Annotated in this window: 21 protein-coding genes; 9 read left to right on the top strand and 12 right to left on the bottom strand. The window is 61.1% G+C overall.

Features of this window, described 5'->3' with window-relative positions:
• Positions 1-51: 51 nt before the first annotated feature.
• The 5 genes from DESPR_RS04140 (at position 52) to DESPR_RS04160 (ending at position 5,064) form a co-directional block, all read left to right on the top strand.
• Complete coding sequence (locus tag DESPR_RS04140; RefSeq protein ID WP_015723555.1) at positions 52-615, top strand: GNAT family N-acetyltransferase; 564 nt, start codon at positions 52-54, stop codon at positions 613-615.
• Positions 608-1,639 (top strand): histone deacetylase family protein, encoded by a 1,032-nt coding sequence (locus DESPR_RS04145; RefSeq protein ID WP_015723556.1) that lies wholly within the window; start codon positions 608-610, stop codon positions 1,637-1,639. The genes DESPR_RS04140 and DESPR_RS04145 overlap by 8 nt, the downstream gene beginning before the upstream one ends.
• A 35-nt stretch (positions 1,640-1,674) precedes the next feature.
• Positions 1,675-2,124, top strand: coding sequence for a YkgJ family cysteine cluster protein (locus tag DESPR_RS04150; RefSeq protein ID WP_015723557.1), 450 nt, complete (start codon positions 1,675-1,677; stop codon positions 2,122-2,124).
• 150 nt (positions 2,125-2,274) lie between these two features.
• Positions 2,275-3,435, top strand: coding sequence for an alcohol dehydrogenase-like regulatory protein ErcA (gene ercA, locus DESPR_RS04155; protein WP_015723558.1), 1,161 nt, complete (start codon positions 2,275-2,277; stop codon positions 3,433-3,435).
• A gap of 3 nt (positions 3,436-3,438) precedes the next feature.
• Positions 3,439-5,064 carry a hybrid sensor histidine kinase/response regulator gene (locus DESPR_RS04160; RefSeq protein WP_015723559.1) on the top strand — a complete coding sequence of 542 codons (1,626 nt, stop codon included), beginning with the start codon at positions 3,439-3,441 and terminating at the stop codon, positions 5,062-5,064.
• 108 nt (positions 5,065-5,172) lie between these two features.
• Here DESPR_RS04160 and ypfJ read toward each other — a convergent pair whose 3' ends face one another.
• The 4 genes from ypfJ to DESPR_RS04180 form a co-directional block, all read right to left on the bottom strand.
• Positions 5,173-6,030: a KPN_02809 family neutral zinc metallopeptidase gene (gene ypfJ / locus DESPR_RS04165; RefSeq protein WP_015723560.1), complete on the bottom strand. Its 858-nt coding sequence runs from the start codon at positions 6,028-6,030 to the stop codon at positions 5,173-5,175.
• A gap of 216 nt (positions 6,031-6,246) precedes the next feature.
• Complete coding sequence (locus DESPR_RS04170; protein ID WP_015723561.1) at positions 6,247-9,462, bottom strand: efflux RND transporter permease subunit; 3,216 nt, start codon at positions 9,460-9,462, stop codon at positions 6,247-6,249.
• Complete coding sequence (locus DESPR_RS04175) at positions 9,459-10,493, bottom strand: efflux RND transporter periplasmic adaptor subunit (RefSeq protein ID WP_015723562.1); 1,035 nt, start codon at positions 10,491-10,493, stop codon at positions 9,459-9,461. The genes DESPR_RS04170 and DESPR_RS04175 overlap by 4 nt, the downstream gene beginning before the upstream one ends.
• A 2-nt stretch (positions 10,494-10,495) precedes the next feature.
• Positions 10,496-11,839, bottom strand: a complete 1,344-nt coding sequence (locus DESPR_RS04180; RefSeq protein ID WP_015723563.1) for a TolC family protein — start codon at positions 11,837-11,839, stop codon at positions 10,496-10,498.
• A 210-nt stretch (positions 11,840-12,049) separates the two neighbouring features.
• Between DESPR_RS04180 and DESPR_RS04185 the strand changes: the two genes are divergently transcribed.
• Positions 12,050-12,562: a hypothetical protein gene (locus DESPR_RS04185; protein ID WP_015723564.1), complete on the top strand. Its 513-nt coding sequence runs from the start codon at positions 12,050-12,052 to the stop codon at positions 12,560-12,562.
• Positions 12,563-12,642: 80 nt separating this feature from the next.
• On the opposite strand, the gene DESPR_RS04190 is transcribed toward DESPR_RS04185, so the two are convergent.
• The 6 genes from DESPR_RS04190 to DESPR_RS04215 form a co-directional block, all read right to left on the bottom strand.
• Complete coding sequence (locus DESPR_RS04190; protein ID WP_015723565.1) at positions 12,643-14,031, bottom strand: MBL fold metallo-hydrolase RNA specificity domain-containing protein; 1,389 nt, start codon at positions 14,029-14,031, stop codon at positions 12,643-12,645.
• Between the two features lie 33 nt (positions 14,032-14,064).
• Positions 14,065-15,144 carry an OmpA family protein gene (locus DESPR_RS04195; RefSeq protein WP_015723566.1) on the bottom strand — a complete coding sequence of 360 codons (1,080 nt, stop codon included), beginning with the start codon at positions 15,142-15,144 and terminating at the stop codon, positions 14,065-14,067.
• A gap of 130 nt (positions 15,145-15,274) precedes the next feature.
• Positions 15,275-15,622 carry a PAS domain-containing protein gene (locus DESPR_RS04200; RefSeq protein WP_015723567.1) on the bottom strand — a complete coding sequence of 116 codons (348 nt, stop codon included), beginning with the start codon at positions 15,620-15,622 and terminating at the stop codon, positions 15,275-15,277.
• 32 nt (positions 15,623-15,654) lie between these two features.
• Complete coding sequence (locus DESPR_RS04205; protein WP_245529484.1) at positions 15,655-16,227, bottom strand: HD domain-containing protein; 573 nt, start codon at positions 16,225-16,227, stop codon at positions 15,655-15,657.
• Between the two features lie 28 nt (positions 16,228-16,255).
• On the bottom strand, positions 16,256-17,281 hold the full coding sequence (gene hemE, locus DESPR_RS04210) for a uroporphyrinogen decarboxylase (RefSeq protein ID WP_015723569.1): 1,026 nt from the start codon (positions 17,279-17,281) through the stop codon (positions 16,256-16,258).
• A 64-nt stretch (positions 17,282-17,345) separates the two neighbouring features.
• A complete protein-coding gene (locus tag DESPR_RS04215; protein WP_015723570.1) occupies positions 17,346-18,398 on the bottom strand; it encodes a radical SAM/SPASM domain-containing protein in 1,053 nt (350 codons plus the stop codon).
• A 288-nt stretch (positions 18,399-18,686) separates the two neighbouring features.
• On the opposite strand from DESPR_RS04215, the gene DESPR_RS04220 reads away from it, so the two are divergent.
• Both DESPR_RS04220 and DESPR_RS04225 read left to right on the top strand, forming a co-directional pair.
• Positions 18,687-19,172, top strand: a complete 486-nt coding sequence (locus DESPR_RS04220) for a universal stress protein (protein WP_015723571.1) — start codon at positions 18,687-18,689, stop codon at positions 19,170-19,172.
• A 170-nt stretch (positions 19,173-19,342) separates the two neighbouring features.
• Complete coding sequence (locus DESPR_RS04225; protein WP_043769659.1) at positions 19,343-19,624, top strand: hypothetical protein; 282 nt, start codon at positions 19,343-19,345, stop codon at positions 19,622-19,624.
• A gap of 21 nt (positions 19,625-19,645) precedes the next feature.
• Here the strand turns inward: DESPR_RS04225 and DESPR_RS04230 are convergent, their stop codons facing one another.
• Positions 19,646-20,755 (bottom strand): hypothetical protein, encoded by a 1,110-nt coding sequence (locus DESPR_RS04230; RefSeq protein ID WP_015723573.1) that lies wholly within the window; start codon positions 20,753-20,755, stop codon positions 19,646-19,648.
• 3 nt (positions 20,756-20,758) lie between these two features.
• Here DESPR_RS04230 and DESPR_RS04235 point away from each other — a divergent pair, with 3 nt between their 5' ends.
• Positions 20,759-21,124 carry a hypothetical protein gene (locus DESPR_RS04235; protein WP_043769662.1) on the top strand — a complete coding sequence of 122 codons (366 nt, stop codon included), beginning with the start codon at positions 20,759-20,761 and terminating at the stop codon, positions 21,122-21,124.
• On the opposite strand, the gene DESPR_RS04240 is transcribed toward DESPR_RS04235, so the two are convergent.
• Positions 21,078-21,878, bottom strand: coding sequence for an LbetaH domain-containing protein (locus tag DESPR_RS04240; RefSeq protein WP_015723574.1), 801 nt, complete (start codon positions 21,876-21,878; stop codon positions 21,078-21,080). The genes DESPR_RS04235 and DESPR_RS04240 overlap by 47 nt on opposite strands.
• Positions 21,879-21,928 lie beyond the last annotated feature (50 nt).

Raw genomic sequence — 21,928 nt, forward strand, 5'->3', positions numbered from 1 at the left:
GAGCCCGAGAGTCGGGTCCCGCCGCGCCGCCCAGTGGGAGGATATGGTGTCATGACCATTTTTGGCAACAGGATCTTCACCGTGCGTTTGCAGCTGCGGCGCATCGAGCTCGAAGACCTGCAGCTTTTGGCGCGATGGAGCGGCGACCCCCAGGCCCATGGACAGTACCTGACGCCGGAAAACCATTCCGTCGATCATCTGGGCATGCAGCTACGGGCGGGGGTATTGTGGAACGAGCGGAACAAGACGTTTTTGATCGAGCTGCGCGACGGCGAGCCCATCGGCACGATCCAATACTGGATTCGCTCCGAGGACCCGGGAGCGGCGGTGATTGCGGTGAAGATTGCACGGACCGAGGAGCGGAACAAAGGCTACGGGACCGAGGCGCAGAAATATTTGATCCTGTTTCTCTTCAACCGGCTCGCCATCCGTCGGATCGAGATGTACACCGATGTCAACAACCTGGCCCAGCAGCGCTGCCTGCGCAAACTCGGCTTCGAACTCGCCCAGTCCCTGTCCTACGCCGATCAACAGGTTCAGCGGCTGGGCTCCCTCTACCGGCTGGATCGGCAGCGATTTGTCCATGAGCCCATCTACCAGTATCCCGATGCCTAAGCCGCCAGGGCTTCTTTTTGACCGCAGGTACTACGAGCACGGCATCCCGCAGGTGTCGCTGGAGAACGCGGGCCGGGTGCGCGGCCTCTATCGTACCCTCGAAGGACCGCAATATGCCGGCCAGCTGCGCACATTCCTCCCGCGCGAGGCCTCGTCGGCCGACATTGAAGCCGTCCATTCGGCCTTTTACCTCGAACAGCTGCGCGAGCATGTCAATATCGACGATCCCTATTCCTACGACCGCGATACCTATCTGATGGAGCAGAGCCTCTATACGGCGGCCTTGGCCGCCGGCGGCTGCCTGGAGCTGGCCGATCGGATCCTCGACGGCGAGATCGACTATGGCTTCGCCCTGATCCGCCCTCCCGGACACCATGCCGAACCGGGTCGGGGCATGGGGTTCTGCGTGTTCAACAATGTGGCGATCACCGCTCAATATCTGCGCCGGGTGTATGGCCTGCGGCGGATTCTCATCGTCGATTTCGACGTCCATCACGGCAATGGCACCCAGACAGTTTTTTACGAGACCGATCAGGTTTTTTTCGTTTCGATCCATCAGGAAAAAATTTTCCCTTTTTCCGGATCGGCGCGCGAGACCGGCAGCGACAAGGGACGGGGCTACACCATCAACCTGCCGGTGCACCCGCAGTTCAGCGACCAGGAGTACCTGTATCTGCTCAGCCGGGTTCTCGGCGGGGTGGTGGAACAGTATCTGCCGCAGATCATCCTTGTTTCCGCCGGATTTGACGGCCATTGCGACGACCCGATCAGCCGTGTCCTGCTGTCCACCCAATGGTATGCCACCGTGACGGAACTGCTCAAATACCTGGCCCACGAGGCGTGCAACGACCGGCTGCTGTTCGTGCTGGAAGGAGGGTACAATCCGGACTCGCTGCAGGCCTCGGTGCTGGTCACGGTGGACAGCCTGCTGCATCCCGCCAGCCGCCGGCCGGGAGTGGTCCATTCCCAACGGGCGGCCAAGATCCTTGAGAATCATCCCCTGCATGCTTTCTGGACGGTATGAGAATTGAGCGATGATCCCCCTTTTTCGCTGCAATTATGACAAAAAACACAACCGTTGATACCACGTCGCTGCGGACGATCTTCGCTGAATGCCGCCAGTGCGGCACCTGTTGCACCTCTTATCGCAAAATCGCCCTCCAGCCCGACGAGGTGGAGTTTATACGAAAGATGGGCGGCCATGTCGGGGTGGACATCAGCTTGTCCCAGCTGCGCGGCAAAACCATGGACGAGTTGGTGGCCGAGGCCCGTGCCGACGGCAAGGTGTTCATGATCCACCCCGACGACAGGGGATGTATTTTCCTTGAGAAAAGAAATGACAAGCATGTCTGCCGGATCTATCACCACCGGCCGCGCGCCTGTCGAGGATTCCGCTGCAATATGGCCGATTCCAGCTTTCTCGCCCTGTTCGGCGCCGACAGCATTTTCCTGCTCGGTCAGGATCGTTTCGGCCTGCCGTTGGCCAGGGACAAGGAGGTGATCCGCTAGCGGCATCCTCCGGACGAGATGGTCGCGAATCAGGGGCAATCCTGGCGAGTAAAGGTGTTTGACGGGGACCGCGTTTTGCCATAGGATAGACCAAAGAACAAGGACGAAGACACGCTGTTGCCGTCAGGGGCCATTTCGGGGAGGGACGCCATGCTGACCGAGTTGAACATTCGTAAGTTTCTTGCTCCCGAGATTGTTTTTGGCGATGGCGCCATTGAACTGCTCGGGCGCTATGCCCTTAATTTTGGCGCAAGCCGGGTTTTTGTGGTCACCGATGCAGGTATTGCCCAAGCCGGTCTCGTGGAGCGGGCGATTCAGATTTTGCAGTCCTCCGGGGTGCAGGCGGTGGTGTATGATCGGGTCAGCGCCAATCCCCGCGATTTTGAGGTGATGGAAGCGGCCGCCCTGTACCGTGAGTCCGGCTGCGACATCATTGTCGCCCTCGGGGGCGGCAGCCCCATGGACTGCGCCAAGGGCGTCAGTATCGTGTCCGCCAACGACAGGCATGTGCTCGACTTTCAAGGCGTGGACAATGTGGAGGTGCCCGGTCCGCCCTTGATCTGCATTCCCACCACCTCCGGCTCCTCGGCCGATGTCTCCCAGTTCGCCATCATCAACAACAGCCAGGAACAGGTCAAGGTCGCGATCATCAGCAAGACCATGGTGCCTGACCTGGCCTTGCTCGACCCTGGGCTGACCCTCAGCATGGACCGGCATCTGACCCTGTGCACCGGGGTGGATGCCTTGGTGCATGCCATCGAGGCCTATGTGAGTTCAGCCAGTTCGCCGCTGACCGACCTGCATGCCTTGGAGGCCATCCGTCTGATCCGCCGTTTCCTCCCCCAGGTGGTGGAGCGGCTCGACGATATCGATCTGCGTGAACAGGTCATGCTTGCCAGCCTGGAGGCTGGTCTGGCTTTTTCCAACGCCAGTCTGGGCGCCGTGCACGCCATGGCCCACAGTCTGGGGGGCCTGCTCGATCTGCCCCACGGCGAGTGCAACGCCCTGTTGCTTGACGCGGTGATTGCCTTCAACTACAGTGCGGCGCCGGAACGCTACGATCGCATCGGCGAAATCTTTGGCGTGCAGACGAACGGGCTGACGGAGCAAGAACGGCGGCAGGGCTTGCTCCAAGCGATCCGCTCCTTCAAGCGGGACCTGGGTCTGGAGCCCGGGCTCGGTATTAGGGGGGTGCGGCGGGAGGATATCAGCGTGCTGGCCCGCAAGGCCGTTGCCGACCCCTGCGTGGCCACCAACCCGAAACGTATTCAACTTCGCGATATCGAGGAAATCTATGGGGAGGCCTTCTGAGCAATGAGCCATCGCACCGATGAACACGATCAGTGGGATCACCTCAAGGATGCCATTGTCGGCTTGGGCGAGCGCTCCATCCGCAAGAGTTATTATCCCGAACTCAAGGCGAAGATCAAAGACCTCGATCAGCAGCGCGTTTTTTTTCAGTCCATCCTCAACAGCATCCCCGACGGGGTGGTGGTGATGGACCCCTCCGGCAAAATCAGGCAGGCCAACCCCGCCCTCTGCAGGATGTTCGGCTACAGCAACGAGGAGTTGGCAGGACTCGATCCTTCGGTGCTCTATGAAAACAACTGCGCAATTTTTCGCCATGACGATTTTCCCACCACCTGGTGCCGCCGCTTTGTCCGCAAGGATGGCCGCGTTTTCCTCGGCGAGACCCTGAACAGCGAGATTCGAGACGATCAGGGAGGGTTGCTGGGTACCTTGGAGTTGATCCGCGATGTAAGTGAACGACTGAAGGTCATCCGGCAGCAGCGGCAATTGGAGGAACAGCTGCGCCAATCACAGAAAATGGCTGCCATTGGTACCTTGGCTGGAGGTATTGCTCACGATTTCAATAACTTGCTTGCGGCAATCCTCGGCTATGCCGAGCTGGCGCTCCTCAAGCTTCCCCCGGGTGGGGCGTTGCAGCGGGAGATTCGTCAGATCCTCAAGGCCGGCGGCAAGGCCTCGGAGCTGGTCAATCAGATCCTCGCCTTCAGCCGCAAGGAAACCACCAAACGCATCCCCATTCAACCCGGCGTCCTGATCAAGGAGGTCATCAAGTTGCTGCGGGGCACCATCCCGTCGACCATCACCATTCGTGAACGAATTGCCGCCACCGACCGCATGATCCTTGCCAATCCCACCCAGTTGCATCAGGTGGTGATGAATCTCTGTACCAATGCCTTTCATGCCATGGAAGAACAGGGAGGAGAAATGACCCTGAGCCTGGAATCGGTCAGGAAGCTATTGCGGGAAAAGGAAGAAGAGCGCGAGTGGATCAGGATCAGTGTTGCCGATAATGGCTGCGGGATCGAACCTGCGACCCTGGAACGTATTTTTGAACCCTATTTCACCACCAAACCCAGCGGCAAGGGAACCGGCATGGGCTTGGCTGTGGTCCACGGAATCGTCGAAAGTCACGGGGGACGGATCGAGGTGAAGAGCACTGTGGGGCAGGGCACCACGGTGCAGGTCTACTTCCCGGTGGTGGCCGGGGTTGAAGCCCAGCGGCCGTGCAAGGAGGAACAGTCGCTCGTCGGCGGTGATGAATCCATTCTGGTGGTCGATGACGAACAGATGGTGGCCGATTATCTCAAGGGTTTTCTTGAGCAACTAGGCTATCGGATCACGATTTGTAACGACGGCAGCAGCGCCTTGGCGTTGTTTGAGCACAATCCCCAAGCGTTTGATTTGGTGATCACCGATCAGACCATGCCCGGCAAGACGGGTTTTGAGATGGCCCGCAACATGCTGGCCCTGCGGCCCGACCTGCCGATCATCCTTTGCTCGGGCTACAGCTCGGCCCTTTCGCCCGAGCGGGTCGCCAAGGCCGGCATCCGCGAGTTCATGATGAAGCCGGTCTCCCTGCATGACCTCGCCCCGGTCATCCGCGCGGTTTTACCGAACAGACCATCCTGAGCGGCGCAAGGAGCAAAGAAGGCCGGGCGATTTTCCCTTTTTTGGGGTGCCGGAGCAACCGGCGCACCGCCTCCGTGGCCCATGGCTCATTCTTTGAGAGGCGCATGATTACAGGGATTGGGCGCCAAAGGTATCGCAGCTGGACACCGTTCCCGTCTGGTAGCCCCGATGGAACCAACGCACCCGCTGGGCGGACGTTCCATGGGTGAAGGAATCAGGGGTGACGTATCCCCGGTGTTGTTGCTGCAAACGGTCATCGCCGATCTGGCTGGCGGCGTTGAGGGCTTCCTCGATATCGCCCGGCTCCACCACCTGCCTGACCCTGTCCGCATGATGCGCCCAAATGCCGGCAAAGCAATCCGCCTGCAGTTCCATTTTCACCATCAGCCTGTTGTACTCGACCTCGGCCACCTGTTGGCGTAGCGCCTGGACCTTGTTGGCTATTCCGAGCAGGTTCTGCACGTGATGCCCCACCTCGTGGGCAATGACATAGGCCTGGGCAAAATCGCCGGGAGCGTTCATCTGCTGTTTCAGGTCGTGGTAGAAAGAGAGGTCGATATAGACCTTGGAGTCCGCCGAACAGTAGAAGGGACCCATGGCCGCCTGGGCAAACCCGCAGGCCGAGTGGACCGCACCGCTGAACAGCACTAGGGTCGGTTCGGCGTATTCCCTGCCGCCGGAGCGGAAAATCTGGTGCCAGGTATCCTCGGTGTCCGCCAGGACCACGGAGACAAAATCGGCCAACTGCTGTTCTTCCTGGGAATAAGGAGATTTTTCGAGGCGTCCCGGCTGACTGACCTGGGACGTCTCGCCCATGTTGAGGATGAGCGAGGGATCGATGCCGAAATACATGGCCACCAGGGCGAGGAGAAGAATGCCGAAGCCGCCGCCCTTGACCTTTCCCGGAATCCGGACCCTGCGTTGATCCTCCACGTTGCTTGATCTCCGTCCGTCACGCCATAACATGTCTGTCCCTCCCCTTGATTGGTTGAGCTTGCCGATCTTCGGCCCCGTGTGCTGATAGGTTCCGGTGTCCGGAGTTCACGGGGCATCTTGGGTCGTCGCGGTTGGCGACGTTCCCTGAACGTCACCTTTGCTTCTCTGTATCGAAAGAAAAATCGTGCCCGTTCCTCGTTGCGAGCGGGCATTGTTCGCGCCGACATTTCAAGGGATGCGGGCTTGTCATCGCTGTCTGGCCCTGACCAGATAATACAGGACCGGCACCGCCATCCGGCTGATGAGCAATGAAGCGATTTCACCGAACATCAGGGAGATGGCCAGGCCCTGGAAAATCGGGTCGGCAAGAATGACCGAAGCGCCGACCACCACTGCCAGCGCGGTCAGCAGCATCGGCCGGAAACGGATGGCCCCGGCCTCGACCACCGCCTCGGCGAGCGAGAGACCGTGGCTGAGGCGCAGTTCGATGAAATCCACCAGGATGATCGAGTTGCGGACCACGATGCCTGCTCCGGCCATGAAGCCGATCATCGAGGTGGCGGTGAAAAAGCCGTTCAGCGCCCAATGGGCGGGCAGGATGCCGATCAGCGAGAACGGGATGGCGGCCATCACCACCAGCGGGGTGACGTAGTCCTTGAACCAGCCGACCATCAGCATGTAGATCAGCACCATGACCACGCAGAAGGCTAGTCCCAGATCGCGGAAGACCTCCAGGGTGATGTGCCACTCGCCGTCCCATTTCATCGCCGGCTGGTTTTCCAGAAAAGGTTGGTTGAGGTTGTACACGGTCACCGGTCCGGCCTGGCCGCCGAAGTCGGCCGCATCCAGTTGCTTGAGCCGCTGGTTCATCTGCAGAATCGGGTATACCGGGCTTTCCGCCGCGCCGGCGACGTCGCCGGTGACGTAGACCACCGGTTTGAGATTCTTGCGGTAGATCGGCTGATCAACCGGCTGCTCGCTGACCCGCACCAGTTCGCGCAGGGGCACCAGCGGCGCCTGGGGCTGGGTCGCCGGCCGCAGGGAGATGTTGAGCAGGTTGTCGATCCGGGCCCGCTGTGCTTGCGGCAGCTGCACCACGATATCGATCTCCTCCTTGTCGCGGGGCTGGTGAAACAGGTCGAGGGAACGGCCGGACAAGCCCATCTCCACCGCCTGGGCGATTTCAGCCTCGGACAGGCCGTTGAGCGCGGCCTTTTCCTTGTCCACCTTCAGCACCAGCTTGGATCGTTCCTGCTCGCGGTACCAATCGATATCCACCACACCGTCGGTGGTGGCAAAAATATTCTTGACTTCGTTGGCCAGTCGTACCCGGCTGCACTCATCCGGACCGTAGATTTCGGCCACCAGGGTTTGCAGCACCGGCGGACCGGGCGGTACTTCGGCCACCGCCACGGCTGCCCCGTAGTGGGCCGCGATCCGCGCGATTTCCGGCCGCACCCGTTTGGCGATGTCGTGGCTCTGACTGTCGCGGTCCGCCTTGGGACGGAGGTTGATCTGGACATCGGCCACGGTCGGGCCGGAACGCATGAAGTAGTGGCGGACCAAGCCGTTGAAATTGTAGGGAGAGGCCGTGCCGGCATAAATCTGGTAATTGACCACCTCGGGCTCGCGGCCGGCCGCCTCGGCCATTTTCATGGCTACGTGAGCGGTCTGTTCCAGGGTCGACCCCTCGGGCATGTCGAGAATGATTTGAAATTCCGACTTGTTGTCAAAAGGCAGCATTTTCACCTTGACCTTGCCCAGGTACACCAGGGAACAGGAGGCGAGCAACAGCATCACGATCAGGGCGAAAAATCCCAGCCGCCAGGCGGCATGGGCCAGGAGCGGGTCCATGATCCGGTGATAGAGGCGGGTGAACCAATCGTCCGGGGCGTGGTCCGGATCGTGGCCAGCCTCGTTGCCGGCTCCTTTGGGCGGGCGCAGGATGCGGATGGCCGCCCAGGGGGTGACGGTGAAGGCGATGGCCAGGGAAAAGACCATGGCCGCCGAGGCGCCGATCGGGATGGGCCGCATGTAGGGACCCATCAAGCCGCCGACAAAGGCCATGGGCAATATGGCGGCGATCACCGCCCAGGTAGCGAGAATGGTGGGGTTGCCGACCTCGATCACCGCCGCCACGGCAATGTCCTTGAGGGAGGCGCGCTGGCTGGCTGGCAGCCGCAGATGGCGGACGATATTCTCGACCACCACGATGGCGTCATCCACCAGGATGCCGATGGAGAAGATCAGGGCGAACAGGGTGATGCGGTTGAGGGTGTAGCCGTACAGGTAGAACAGGAGCAGGGTCAGCGACAGGGTCGAGGGAATAGCGAGGAGGACAATGATCGATTCGCGCCAGCCAAGGAAAAACAGGATGAGCAGGGCCACGCCGAAGACCGCGATGCCCATGTGGAGCAGCAGTTCATTGGATTTTTCGGCCGCAGTCTCGCCGTAGTCGCGGGTGACGGTTACCGAAACCTCGGGTGGGATGAGCGTGCCCTTGAGGCTGTCCACCTTGCGCAGCACCGTCTCCACCACGTGGACCGCATTGGCGCCGGGCCGCTTGGCCACCGACAGGGTGACCGCCGCTTCGGGATCGCCGTCCTGCCTGCCGAACAGCACGTAGGATTGGGGCTCCTCCGGGCCGTCGATGACCGTTGCGACCTCGTGCAGATAGACGGGCCGGCCGCCGTGGACCCCGACCACGATCCGCCCGGCCTCCTCGGCGGAATCAAGGAAGGTGCCGGTCTGCAGCAGCACCTCGTTGTTCAGGGCGCGCAGGGTGCCGGACTGGGATTGCCGGTTGGCCTGCTGCAGGCGCTGAACCAGATCCCCGGGACTGAGGTCGCGGGCCGCCAGCAACAGGGGATCGAATTGCACCCGCAGTTGTCTGCGGGTACCGCCGATCAGCCGGGTTTCCGCCACCTCGAAGATCGATTTGATGGCATCATCGACCTCGGCGGCCAGACGGCGCAGGGTGAAATGATCGGAGGTGGTGGAATGGAAGGTCAGGGCCAGGATCGGCACATCGTCAATGGAGTGCGGTTTGATCAGCGGCAGGGATACCCCGTGGGGGATGCGGTCGAAGTTGGTCTGCAGCTTCTGGTTGAGACTGACGATCGCTTTCTCGAAATCCTCGCCCACGTAGAAACGGGCGATCAGCAGGCACTGGCCGGGCATGGAGGTGGAGTAGATGTACTCGACGCCGGGCAGTTCATAGAGCAACTTCTCCATGGGGACGGCCAAGCGCTGCTCGACTTCCTTGGCGGTGGCGCCGGGCATGGAGACCATCACGTCGATCATCGGTACCTTGATCTGCGGCTCCTCCTCGCGCGGCAGCAGGGAAAGGGCCAGCAAGCCCAGCAGCAGCGAGGCGATCAACCCGATTGGGGTCAACTTGGAACCGACAAAGGCCGCGGCCAGCCGTCCGGCAAAACCAGGATGGGTCGAGTTGCCGCTCATGGCTGAACCTGCAATGCCTGACCATGGACCAGCAGGCGGTTGTTGGTGGTGACCACGGTTTCGTCGGGCGCCAAGCCGGCGAGAATCTCGACCATGCCATCATGGCTGGCGCCAACCCTGACCAGACGGAGCTGGGCACGTGCGTTCTCGACCACGAACACACGGTCCATCTGTCCGGACGGGACAAGGGCGCTGGCCGGCACCAGCAGGGATGGGGTTCTGGTGCCGGGCAGGAGAACTCGAGCGAACTGCCCGGTGCGCAGGTCGGGATGGGCGGGCAAATCAATGATCACCGGGGCGGTCCGTGAATCCGGATCAGCCGCCGGCGCTACCTCGGCCACCGTGCCTTGGACCGTCACCCCAGCCGCCGGAATCCTGACAGTGAGGACATCACCGGGCCGGATCTGCAGGACCAAACTTTCCGGAACCGCCGTGCGCACCTGTAGCAGGCGGTTGTTTTCCAGCTGGAGAAGCGCGGTTCCGGGTGTGGCCAGATCGCCGCTGTGCGCATGCTTGCGGGTCACCACGCCGTCAAAGGGGGCGGTGAGGGTGGTGTAGCCGAGCATGGTCTTGGCCTCGCGGTATCCGGCTTGGGCGATGTTGTACTGATCGGTCATCGCCTTGACCATGTCCGGCGTGGCGGCATTTTTTGCCAGCAGGTTCTGTTCCCGTTCCAGATTGCGGCGGGCCTGCGCCAGCTGGGCCTCCGCCTGGTTGAGCCGCGCGGTGATCTCCTCGGCGCTGATCGCCACCAACAGTTCTCCAGCCTTGACCGTGGAGCCGAGCACCACCGGCATGCGGGTGATCACGCCGGTGATCTTGGCGGCGATGGAGGCACGCTCGGCCGCCTGCAGGGTCCCGGCCAGCTCGATGAGGGCCGCCACCTCGCCTGTCCGCACCTTGGTTACGGTCACCGGTACCGCGGGTGTTGCGGGTGGCGGCGCGCTCGCAGCCGAACCGGGGACGAGGAACAGGATGGCGATGATCAGCGCAAGCAGGCGGATCTGCAAAGGAGGCATGACACGGGACATGGTTATTTCCCCTGATTGAATTGGCTCAGGCCGACCGCGCGGCGGAGATCGGCTATGGCGATTGCATGGGCGGCGGTGGCCAAGGTATGGCTCAGGCGGGCATCGGTGAGACGGTTTTCGGTGTCGATCAGCTCCGAGGAAAGGACCACTCCTTCCTTGAAGCGCAGGCGGGACAAACGGGCGCTTTCCTCGGCTGATTCCACCATCTTGCCGGTGACCGCGAGCCGTTCGGTTTCCTGCTGCAGGGCGAGCGCCGCCTGCTCCACCTCCAGATTGAGGGCGAGTTCCAGCTTGTGTTGCTGCTCCTTGGCCTCGCGCAGTTGGGCATCAGCCCGTTCGGTGGCGGCGCTGGTCTGCCCGCCGTTGAATAGGGTGTAGTTGAGGCGGACGCCCGTGGTCCAGGAGTTGCCGGAACCGTCGTCCAATTCCGTGCCCTTGTCGACCTGGTAGCTGCCAAAGGCATCGGCGGTGGGGTAATAGCCGGCGCGGGCTTGACGCGCCTGGGCCTCCCGAGCTTTGACCAGGGCGGCCATGGCGGTCAGTTCCGGGCGGTTGTGGGGATCGCGCTCCCCCGGAATCTCCTGGGCTGGTGTGGCGGAGGGGTCGAGGGTCACGGTCTCGCCCGTGAGCCCGAGCAGATGGAGAAAGCCTCGCTGGGCCAGACGCAATCCATGCCGTGCCTGGATCAGCTGCTCTTCGGCCCGCGCCCGTTGCACTTCGAGATTGAGTACCTCCTCTTTCAGCAGACTGCCCTCTTCGAAGCGTGCCTGGGCCACGGCCAGCGAAGCGGAGATGGCCTCCAGGGCGGATTGGCGCGATCGCACGCTTTCGCCGGCCTGGACAATGGTACAGAAGGCGCGTACCACCTCGAATTCCAGCCGGGAACGAACAGCGGTCCATTCCTGGGTTACCGCCCGGTTGCGTGCGTCGGCCGCCTCCAGGGCCGCCCGGTCGTGGCCCCCGTTATAGAGCCGGTACTGGATCGAGGCCTTGGTCTGCAGAGTATCGGTCGTGCCCGGATCGTTAAAATCGATCGTGTCGGAAAACATGCCCTGGTTGAGGATGTTGCCGAAAGAATACATCGGGTTGTTGGTCCGGCTGTATTCGGCGCTCAGATTCAACTGGGGATAAAAGGCGGCCCTGGCCGCCTTGATATCGGCATCGGCTGCCTTGATGCGTTCCAGCGCGGCCCGCGCATCGGGATTGTGCTCGACGGCAAAGATCACCGCTTCGCGCACGGCCCAGCGAGCGGGGGGAGCGGTCTGGCCAGCGGCGGCCGGTCCAGGGGAGAGGGTGAACGTCAGCAGACAGGCGAGCAGCAGCGATCTGTTGCAATGGAGTGGCATGGGCGGTTTTTCCCGTGTGAAAGAGCGAGGTGATGGATATAGTTTTCCGCGCGATGAAAAGCGGACAAAGGGGAAGACGCGCTCGAGGCATGGTGGTTGCCCGAGACGTTTACCTCGGAAAATAGGGCGAAATCGTATCTTTTGCAATACCAATGCAGAGACGATCAACGGTTAGAGGAAGTGATCGAGCATTTGATCGGGAGACTATCAATGACCATGAAGAAAAACATCAATCACATTGTTCTAGGCAGCGTTTTCGCGATGATGACGTTTATTGCCCAACCCTTGTGTTCCGCTGCGGAGCAGGCCGCTTCCCCGCCTGCCGAGGCCGTGCCCAAGGAGGAAGCCAGCAAATGGGATGCGGCCGGCCATGAGGTCAAGGAGGCCTCTGGCGCGGTGGCCGAGGCAACCAGGGACACGGCGGGAACCGCCTGGGAGGCCATGAAAACCGAGTCAGTGGACGTTTGGGAAAAGACCAGGGCCGGTTCTCGGGAACTGTTCGATACGGTGGGGGAAAAATCGAAAGAGGCCTGGCAGGTGACCAGGGAGGAATCCAAGGGGGTCTGGGAAAAGGGCAAGGCACTGATTCATGAGGCCACTGCTCCCCAACCGCCGGCAGCGGCGGATGCTCCGAGCCAGCCGACTGTTGGCGCGCCGTCCGCGCCTGGAGCTCCGGAGCAGACGGTTCCCCCCGCCACCTCTGTCCCGGAGCGGCAGCAGTAAGCGTTGAAACCGTTCTGGCCGTGCACGGCAGGGGGCTGCCGTGCACGGCTCGCCCCGGAAGGGGGCACGCCGGTTGGTACTCAGAGATCGAAGGATTCGTGCAGGCCGGGCATCTCCACCTTGGTGTCGGTCAGACGGCTGGCCAGGGCCTGCATGGCCTCCTGTTCGCCGTGGACGAGAAAGGTGCGCTCGGGGGAACCGGTGCGACCGTGCCAGGCGAGCAGTTCCCGCTGGTCGGCATGGGCGGAGAATCCGCCGATGGTGTAGATCTCGGCGTTGACCTCGACATCTTCCTGCAGGACCCGCACCACCTCCTCGCCCTCGATGATCCGTCGCGCCAGGGTGCCCTCGGCCGCATACCCGACAAACACCACCGATGCTTCGCGCCGCCAGAGATTGTGCCGCAGGTGGTGACGGATGCGGCCGCCGGTGCACATCCCGGATCCGGCGATGATCACCGCGCCTCGGACATGCTTGAGGGCCATGGATTCGGTGGTGTCGCGGATGATCTCCAGGCCTGGCAGCTCAAAGGGATCTTGACCGGCGGAAATGACCGCCCAGGTTTCTTCGTCAAAACATTCGCGATGCCGCCGGAAGATCTGGGTGGCGGAGATGGCCATGGGCGAATCGAGATACACCTGGAGATGGCGCGGCAGCCGTTGCTGCTCAATGCCCTCGCGCAGGTAGTAGAGCAGTTCCTGGGTGCGCTCCAGGGCGAAACTGGGGATCAGGACATTGCCGTTGCGGGCGATGGTGGTGTTGATCGCCTGAAAGAGTTCCTCGATCGAGGGTTCCAGGCGTTTGTGCAGCCGATCGCCGTAGGTGGATTCCATGATCACGGTGTCGGCCTGTGGCGGCGTGGCCGGATCAGGGAGGATGGCCCTGCCGTCGTAGCCGAGATCCCCGGAAAAAAGGACCCGCCGTTGGTGGGTCCCTTCGGTCAGCTCCAGGAGAATGCAGGCTGAACCGAGGATGTGGCCGGCATCGTAGAAGGTGGTCCGGATGCCTGGGCAAAGGTCGTGGGGTTGATCAAAGGCGGCGATATCGACAAAGGCATCCAGGGCATTGAGGGCATCCAGGGTGTTGTACAGCGGCTCGAACGTCGCTTCTCGGTTCCTCCGCTTGCTGGCCTTGTAGTTGCGGTAGCGGGCCTCCTCCTCTTGGATTCGGGCCGAGTCGAGCATCACCAGCCGGGCCAGTTCCCGGGTGGCCGCGGTGGTCAGCACCGTCCCGCGGAAACCAAGCCGGTGCAGCAGGGGGATGCGGCCGCAGTGGTCAAGATGGCCGTGGGTGAGCAGCAGGTAGTCGATCGAGGCGGGATCGAAGCCGAAATCGTTGCTGTTTTCCTCGTCCATTTCGCGGTTGCCCTGGTAGAGGCCGCAGTCGATTAAAATTCGTTTGTCCCGGCACTCGACCAGGTGGCAGGAACCGGTGACGTTGCGGGCGGCGCCGTGAAAGGTGATGCGCATCTTTTCCTCCGGTGTGGATTCGGAATGGGATTGTTACCGGGTGCCTCGCAGAACGATGGTGACCCGGCGGTTCAGCTGACGACCTTCCTCGGTGGCATTGGAGGCCACCGGGTTGGCGTAGCCGTACCAGTAGAGCAGTATCCGGTCCTTCTTGATGGTGAATTTTTTCTGCAGATAACGTCGAACGCTTTCGGCCCGCCGCTGGGAGAGGCGGATATTGTAGGCCTCGCTGCCAAGGCTGTCGCAGAATCCCGACAGCACCACATAGACATGCGGATTGGCGACCAGCAGGCGGCCCAGCTGGTCGAGTTGGGCGTGATGCTCGGGGCGGATAAAGGCCTTGTCGAAATCAAAGAGGATATTGTTGAAACCATTGGCCTCGGTATCCATGTAGAGTTTGCCCAGGAGATGCTCAGGGTGGGTGTAGGCGGTGTCGAAATCGATCACCAGGGAACAGCTGTTGACCGCGGCGATGTCTTCTAGCAGTTTCCGCTCCTTGGCGTCGCGGGCGCTGGAAACGATGTTGAAACAAATATCGTATTTGCTGGCCAGCATCCGCGCCTCGGTCAGGGGTTGCGGTTCCAGGCCGGGATAGGTCATGTGTTTGCCGTCGGAAAAGAGGAAGATTTCGGTGCGGCCAGGCAGACCGAGCAGATGCTCCAGTTTCATCAGTCCGGTTTGGAGCATCGGCGGACTCTGCGGCGTGATCGGCAGTTGTTCGATGGCGCTGGCGTAGTCCTGTTTGCGGTAATTCTGCAGGCGGTAATAGGGTTTGAAGGCGTAGGGCGAGGCGGGCAGCCACAGTTCCCCCTTCCAGTGGGGGTAGAGGCCGGCCTGCCAGTTGAGCGGGGGAAGCGAGGCGTTGCTTTCGCGCAGAATCTGCTTCTGCGCCTCGATCCGGGTCAGACCGGTGGTTTTGTACGGTACGTCCATGGCGGTGGACGGATCGTAAAAGATGAAGAAATTTTCGGCCATGCGGACATAGCGGCCATCCTGCGAGACCTGGGGGGTGGCGCCCGATTTGGGGGATGTCGCGGCGGCGGACAAGGGGCGCGCGGCAACCAGCAGCAACAAGAGGATAACGACAAGGGGCAGGGGGGAACGGTGATTCATGGTGTCAGCTCCTGGGGTGGCCTGCATCGTGGCTGCATTCCCAACGGATGCGCGGATGGATGCGTTTCCCTGAGTATACCCGCCCCCCGGAGGCTGTCAAGGCAGGGGGGCGCGTGCCGCATGCGTTGTTTTAGCCCCTCTTTCGCGTCGGCACCTGTGGTGGGAGGACGATGATGGTCTCGGTCAGGCCGGCAAACCGGCCCGCCTGGTACCACGGTGTCTGGTGCACCAGTTTGCGCACGCCGTTTTTTTCGGTAAAGTAGATGTTGGCCCGCTGTTCCTGCAAGAGTCGGCGGATGATGGCGTTGGCCGGTTCCGGATGGCAGGCAAACAAGCTGGTGCCGATCAGGCGCTCGCCCCCATCCTTGGCGAACAGGTCCCTGGCCATTCGGTTCATGGCGATAATCGTTCCTTGGGTATCGCAAACGCTGACTGCGGCCGGATAGTGCTCCACCCAGTCAAAAGTTGTGGTGTGCATAAAAATGTGTGGGGCAAAAGGGGGGCCGCCGCTCAGAAGCGGCCTAGTTCCTCGGGGCCAAAGGGCAGCCAGTGGAAGAGATGCTGCTCCAGGGTGAGGCATTTGTTGAAGTTTTCTCGGATCAGCTCCCGCCGGTTGGGATTGTTTTTGCCATAATGCTCAAGGATATACTCCAGTCGCTCGTCAAGGTTGACCACCACGTTGTGCCGCACCCGTTTGTCGGCGTAGTAGACGATCTCCCGGGCGGTGAAATGACCGTTCCGATACCGCAGGGGATCGTAGTCCCAGAGCAGTACGTGTTGCTCGACGATGGCGGCGATTTCCGGATAGCCGTGCTGTCGGCAGATCTCGGCCCCGGCCTTGGCATGATCGCGGTCGCTGCCCAGGCAGGGGGTCTTGGCGATGTCGTGGAGCAAGGCGCCGCTGATCACGAGGTGTCGGTCCGCCTGGGGCCGATCCGGGGCCACGGCGGCCAACCCGGCCTGCAGTTGTTCGGCCAGCCGGGCCACCACCAGAGAGTGATGGCGGATATTGCCCAGCATGCCGTATTGGTCCATGAGCTGGATACAGTCAGCGAGCGAGGGCAGAACTGGGTTGGTCTGCACGGCGGGCAAGGGAAGCACCGTGGCCGTTTTAGGGCTTGCCGCTGAAACGGTGGACGGCCTCGACCGCGATCCGCACCTGCTCGGGCGGAGTCTCCGGCAGGATACCGTGACCGAGGTTGAAAATGTAGCCCCGGGCGTCACGGGCATCGGTCAACATGGCGTGGATCCGCTCTTCCAGCCGTTCCTTGGGGAGAAAGAGGGCCAGCGGGTCAAGGTTGCCCTGGACCGCATGGCGGCCGGAGCGGGCCGCAGCCTCGCCAATGGGCAGGCGCCAGTCGAAGCCAAGCACGTCGGCGCCCACGGTGGTGGTCATTCGGGTCAGCGTGGCACCGTTATTGGCGAAATAGATGATCGGCACGTCGGTGGTCGCCCGCAGGTCGGTGATGATCGAGCGCACGTAGGGCAGGGCGAACTCCTCGTAATCGCAGGGGGCAAGGATGCCCACCCAGGAGTCGAACAACTGCAGGGCCTGGGCGCCGGCACGAGCCTGGGCCTGGAGGTAGGCACTGGTGCAGGCGGTGATCTTGGCCATCAGGTTGTGGTAGAGCCTAGGCTCCCGGAACATCATCTTTTTGGTGTTGAGGAACACCTTGGAGCTGCCGCCTTCGATCAGATAGGTGGCCAGGGTGAAGGGCGCACCGGCAAAACCGATCAGCGGCACCCGCAATTCGCGGCGCAGCAGGCGGATGGTTTCCAGGACAAAGGGAACCGCTTCTTCCGGCACGGGCACCACCAAGTCATCCACCGCCTTCTGGCTGCGTACCGGATCGGCAAAGATCGGTCCCCTCCCTTCGTGGAATTCAAGGGACAGGCGCATCGCCTCCATCGGAATGAGGATGTCGGAAAAGAGGATGGCTGCGTCAAAGCCAAAAAGGTCGACCGGCTGCAGGGTCACCTCGGTGGCCAGTTCCGGGGTCTTGCACAGTTCAAGGAAGCTGACCTGGCCGCGGACTTTCTGATATTGGGGCAGGTACCTGCCGGCCTGGCGCATGAACCAGACCGGGGTGTAGGCGGTGCGTTCACCCCGGCAGGCTTGAAGAAAGGTGTCGTTCATTGCGGTGTGTTGAGCTTGGGGTTGCCGGCATCGGGCCGGTTGATTTGCCTCGGGCGGTGGGGGTTCATCGCCGCGGCTGGTAGGCGCAGAACGGCTCGCCAGCCAGATAATCGCCGGTGACCGCGTAGGCACGGGCCCGGCAGCCGCCGCAGACCTGGATGTACTCGCAGCGGCCGCAGTTATCCTTGTAGCCGGCAAAGTTGCGCAGATCAAGCATCAGTTGGGAGTTTTCCCAGATGTCCTGAAAGGACTGGGTGCGCAGGTTGCCGGCTGCCAGGGGGAAATAGCTGCAGGGCAGGACGTTGCCGTCAACGTCGATCAGGCAGATCAGCTGTCCTGCCAGGCATCCCTTGGAACCGCCTGTGGAAAAGGAAAGGGTCCGCCGCTTGAACTGTTCGCCTTCAGCCTTGGAACGCTGGAGCACGATCCGGTAGTACTGGGGGGCGCAGGTGGGCCGGACCAGCAGGTCCTGCTCTTCTTTTTCCATGTCGTAATGCCAGTTCAGGATCTTCTCGTATTCTTCCGCCGGGATCAGCTCTTCCATGATTTCCTCGCCGCGACCGGTGGGCACAATCATGAACAGGTACCAGGCGGTGGCGCCCAGGCTTTTCACCAAGTGGTAGATTTTGGGTGCTTCCGCCTTGTTGCGCTTGGTAAAGGACGAGTTGATCAGAAAATCGATCTGGTGCTCGTTGAACAGGCGAATGGCGTTCATCACCCCGGCAAAGGCGCCGGGCTGGTTGCGAAAATCGTCATGCACCTCGGCTGTGGAGCCGTCGAGGCTCAGCGAGACCATTCTGATACCGGATTGCTTGATGTCGCGGCAAGTCTCGGCGGTCACCAGCGAACCGTTGGTGGCCAGGCATATGCGCAGGCCCAGGCTGGTGCCGTGGGCGGCGATTTCAAACACATCCGGCCGCAGCAATGGTTCGCCGCCCGAGAGCACCACGACCGGGTTGGCATAGGCGTGGATCTCGTTCAGCACCCGCTTTGCCTCGGTCAGGCTGAAATCGGGGTGGCCGTCGATCTCCAGTTGGGAGGAAGAGCGGCAGTGGACACAACGGAGGTTGCAGCGGCGGGTGATTTCCCAGGCGATCCACTTGGGTGTGAATTCCATAATGATTTTCAGTCCGGGCCGGATTGAAGGAGACGTACAGAGGCCGGCCGGTGAGGCTTGGATGCGAAGCCCCTCTCTGTTTTCCTTGCAGTGATAAAAAAGTTGCAGCCAGATGAACGGGTTGGAATATATTCGCGATAAGCGGCAGGGTCAACAGCTTTATCGGATGGTTGTCGAGGTGTTGCTGCCGGGAAAAATTAATAGTGGTGAAAAATTCTTTAATGTATATATTAAGTTACAAATGACCGACGACGATGTTCTCTCTTCTTTCACCCAAGGAGGTTCTGTATGCAGAAGATCAGCAGTATTCTGACTCCGATCGATTTTTCTGACAATGCCGGCAAAATCGTCAAGGCGGCGGCGTATGTGGCGGGAACGTTCAAGGCGGAACTTCATTTGGTGTTTGTGGTGCAGACGTTTGAAGACTACAGTGGTTTTTTTGTTCCGCCCATTAATCTGCCGAATCTGGAAGAAGAGCTGTTTGCCTCGGCCCAGCAGCAGATGGAAACCTATCTGGAAGAGAACAAGGCAATGTTTGCCGAGGCAGGGGTTTCGCATGTCACCGGCAAGGTCCTTTCCGGCGATGTGGGCGAGGAAATCTTGAATTATGCGACCAAGAAGAAAGTGCAGTTGATTGTCATGGGCACGCATGGCTACAAGGGGCTGGAGCGGATTATGTTCGGCAGCGTGGCCGACAAGGTGGTCAAGACGGCCTGTTGTCCGGTGATGACCATCAATCCCTACCGGGAGGAGTGCGAGAGCAACGCCGCCTGAAACCAGACGGCGGCGCATCTTGGGGCCGGCAACCGAGGTCAGCGGAGAGGGTGGCGCTCCACGGCATGGGGCACCTCCCCGGCCTTGATGGTCCTGATTTGCAGCTATGGGCTGCGCGAGAGGGCAAAAAAATGGAAAAACGAAAACACCCACGAATACCGGTGCACGGAATGAGCATTGATGTATCAGACGGTATTGGCTGTTGCTCGGGTGATGTGCGCGATGTCTCCCGCGTAGGCCTCTGTTTGGTGGATATGGCCAAACGGTTTGGCAAGAATATCGACGCCTATACCGTGGTGGCCTCCAGTGGGGAGAAATATTTCAAGTTTCGCGTCCGGCCGCGCTGGGAACGGGCCGGACGGCTGAGCAAGCGCGTCGGGGTGGAAATCGAGGAAGCCCCGTGGCAATGGACCGAATACGTGATGTCGCTTGAAGCGCAACAGCGTCTCTAGAGTCAGGCGCAACTCCTTCTGTCATCTTCTTCCATTCCTCCGCAACAGGCCAATAAAGCAGCCGTTGGCGGACGGGCCGTCTACTCTTCCCGCGGATCGTCTTTTTTCGACAAATCCATCCCGCAAGAGGTGCCGGGCTGAACTATCGGGGAAATAATAGAAGTCAAGGGTGCAGCGTCCCACCAGGTTTTTCGGGTAACGGTTGTCTAGGCATTGGGTCCATTGAGCCGCGCTTTCCGTCAGGAGCTGCTTGACCGTTTCCTCCGGCGCAGGGGCGGTTGTCGAGGATGGGGCCAGCATCCGCAGCGCTTGCTGCAGGTTCGGACACAGAGTGCTGCACGGCTCGTCGATCGTCGCTTTTTCCTTCCATGAACCGCCATCATGCATCGGCAGTTCCAGGCTGGCTGACCACCGGGGGCTTTGGTGGTGGCCGTGCTCATACGTATCCTGCAGCAACGCAAAAACCTGCTGATCACTGGTCACCAGCAGACCCTGCGGCTGTTCCGGATCATGCAGGCACAAACGGCTCCAGGCCTTGAGCCGGTGCAGGAGCGTGGTGTCCGTTTCCTGTCCGATTTCATGGAGGCTGGTGGTGAGGCTGAAGGGAGTGTCTTCTTCTTCGTCACGCAATTCGGCCAAAAGGGTGTCCTGACGGGCGGCGATCCGGCCAAGGGCCTCGTTGATCTCGGCTTGCTGGACATCGTACAGTTCCGCCAGTTTCAACACCAATCGAGATTGCCAGAGAAGCATCTCCCGTTCCTCGTGCTCGCTGTTGTTTTGCCCCTGCAGGGCGGCAAGAATCGCGTGTTTGCTTTCAGACCGATGGTCGTGGTGCAAGCCAGCCAGCGCCAGCATGCCAAGTTGGCTGATATACTCGGCGCCGCTCCTGCGCATGTCGTTCACCAGGGCAAGAAACCGCTCGCGCTGTTCGCCCAAAGGAGCCGGGATCCAGCTGCGCAGCCGTCCCGCTTGACAGCATTGCTCGACAAAGCCGGAACCAACCTCCTGCTCCGCTGGGTCGTTTTCCACGGCTTGCAGGTAGACAACCTGATCGAAAACCGGTACAAGGGAGGACAAAAGGCCCTTGTCGGGCAGGGTTTCCGGAAACACGTAGGCGATATTTTTATTCATGATATGAGTACATTACGGGAAAAAATTACATTTATTCTGACGGCTGTCGCCTATCTGCTCTTTCATCTGCGCGTGGGTGCCGACCCTGGTGCCGTCGCCATGGGGACCGCCTACCAGATACTGCTCACCGCGCCCTATGCCTTGGGGTTCACCTACATCGTGGCGGTCGTGTTCCGCCGGCTTTCGGGTAAGGGCTGGTTGCCGTGGGATCGGTTGATGCGGGTGTTTTTCACCGTCGGCATCCTTTTTGCCTTTTTCTTTGCCTTGTATGAATATGCGGAACAAGGACTGCCGCCGGAACAGCGGCCGCCGCGCGACAACTCTAGCGTATCACGCTTTTTCGAGGATGTAGTCCAGAAGGTGCGGTAGCGTTGGGCAGGAGCAGGCTCTCCGGCCCCATGATCGTTCCCGGGCTGGTCACCGCGTTGCAGCCGGTCTGGGCGCCATCGCCGATGATGGCACCGAATTTGCGCAGGCCGGTATCGAGGCGGCCGCTTGCTGTCCGGATCGGGATGGTGCCGGCAACGAAGCGAAGATTGGCGCACTTGGTGCCCGCTCCGAGATTGACCCTGTTGCCGAGAATCGAGTCACCCAGATAGGCGAAATGGCCAGCCTTGGCGTCGTTGAGGAAGACGGTGTGCTTGACCTCGGTGGTGTGGCCGACCACGCAGCGTTTGCCGATCAGACAGTAGCCGCGCAGGTAGGCCCCCTGACGGACTTCCGAGCAGTCACCGATGATGGCCGGGGATTTGATCATCGCCCCGGACTCGATCAGTACCCCTCTGCCGATCTTGATGTTTTTTCCCACCAGAACCGCCCCGGCCATGATCACCGAGGCCCCCTCGAGGAACTGCCCGTTCTCCCAAACCGTTAGGCCGCCCTTGGTGGTGTCGTTGTAGGTAATGATGCATTCCCTGGCGTTGCGCAGCTTGCCGTTGAACCAGAGGTATGGGCTGTCCAGGGGGACGCCGTCGGTGATGCAGACATGCTGAAAGGTCGGGGCGGTATGGCTGGCGACATAGGCCTTGAGTTTTTTCAGCGGATCCCAGACATAGGGGCATTCGGCGAAGAGATCGGGATCGGGGAAATCGGTGAGATCAAAAAATGATCCGGGGGTCAGCATACGCGGGCTCCATAGCAGGCGGTAGAACGGGGGTGAAGAATAGCCTTTCT

This window comes from Desulfobulbus propionicus DSM 2032, from assembly GCF_000186885.1.
GTDB classification, from domain to species: Bacteria; Desulfobacterota; Desulfobulbia; order Desulfobulbales; family Desulfobulbaceae; genus Desulfobulbus; species Desulfobulbus propionicus.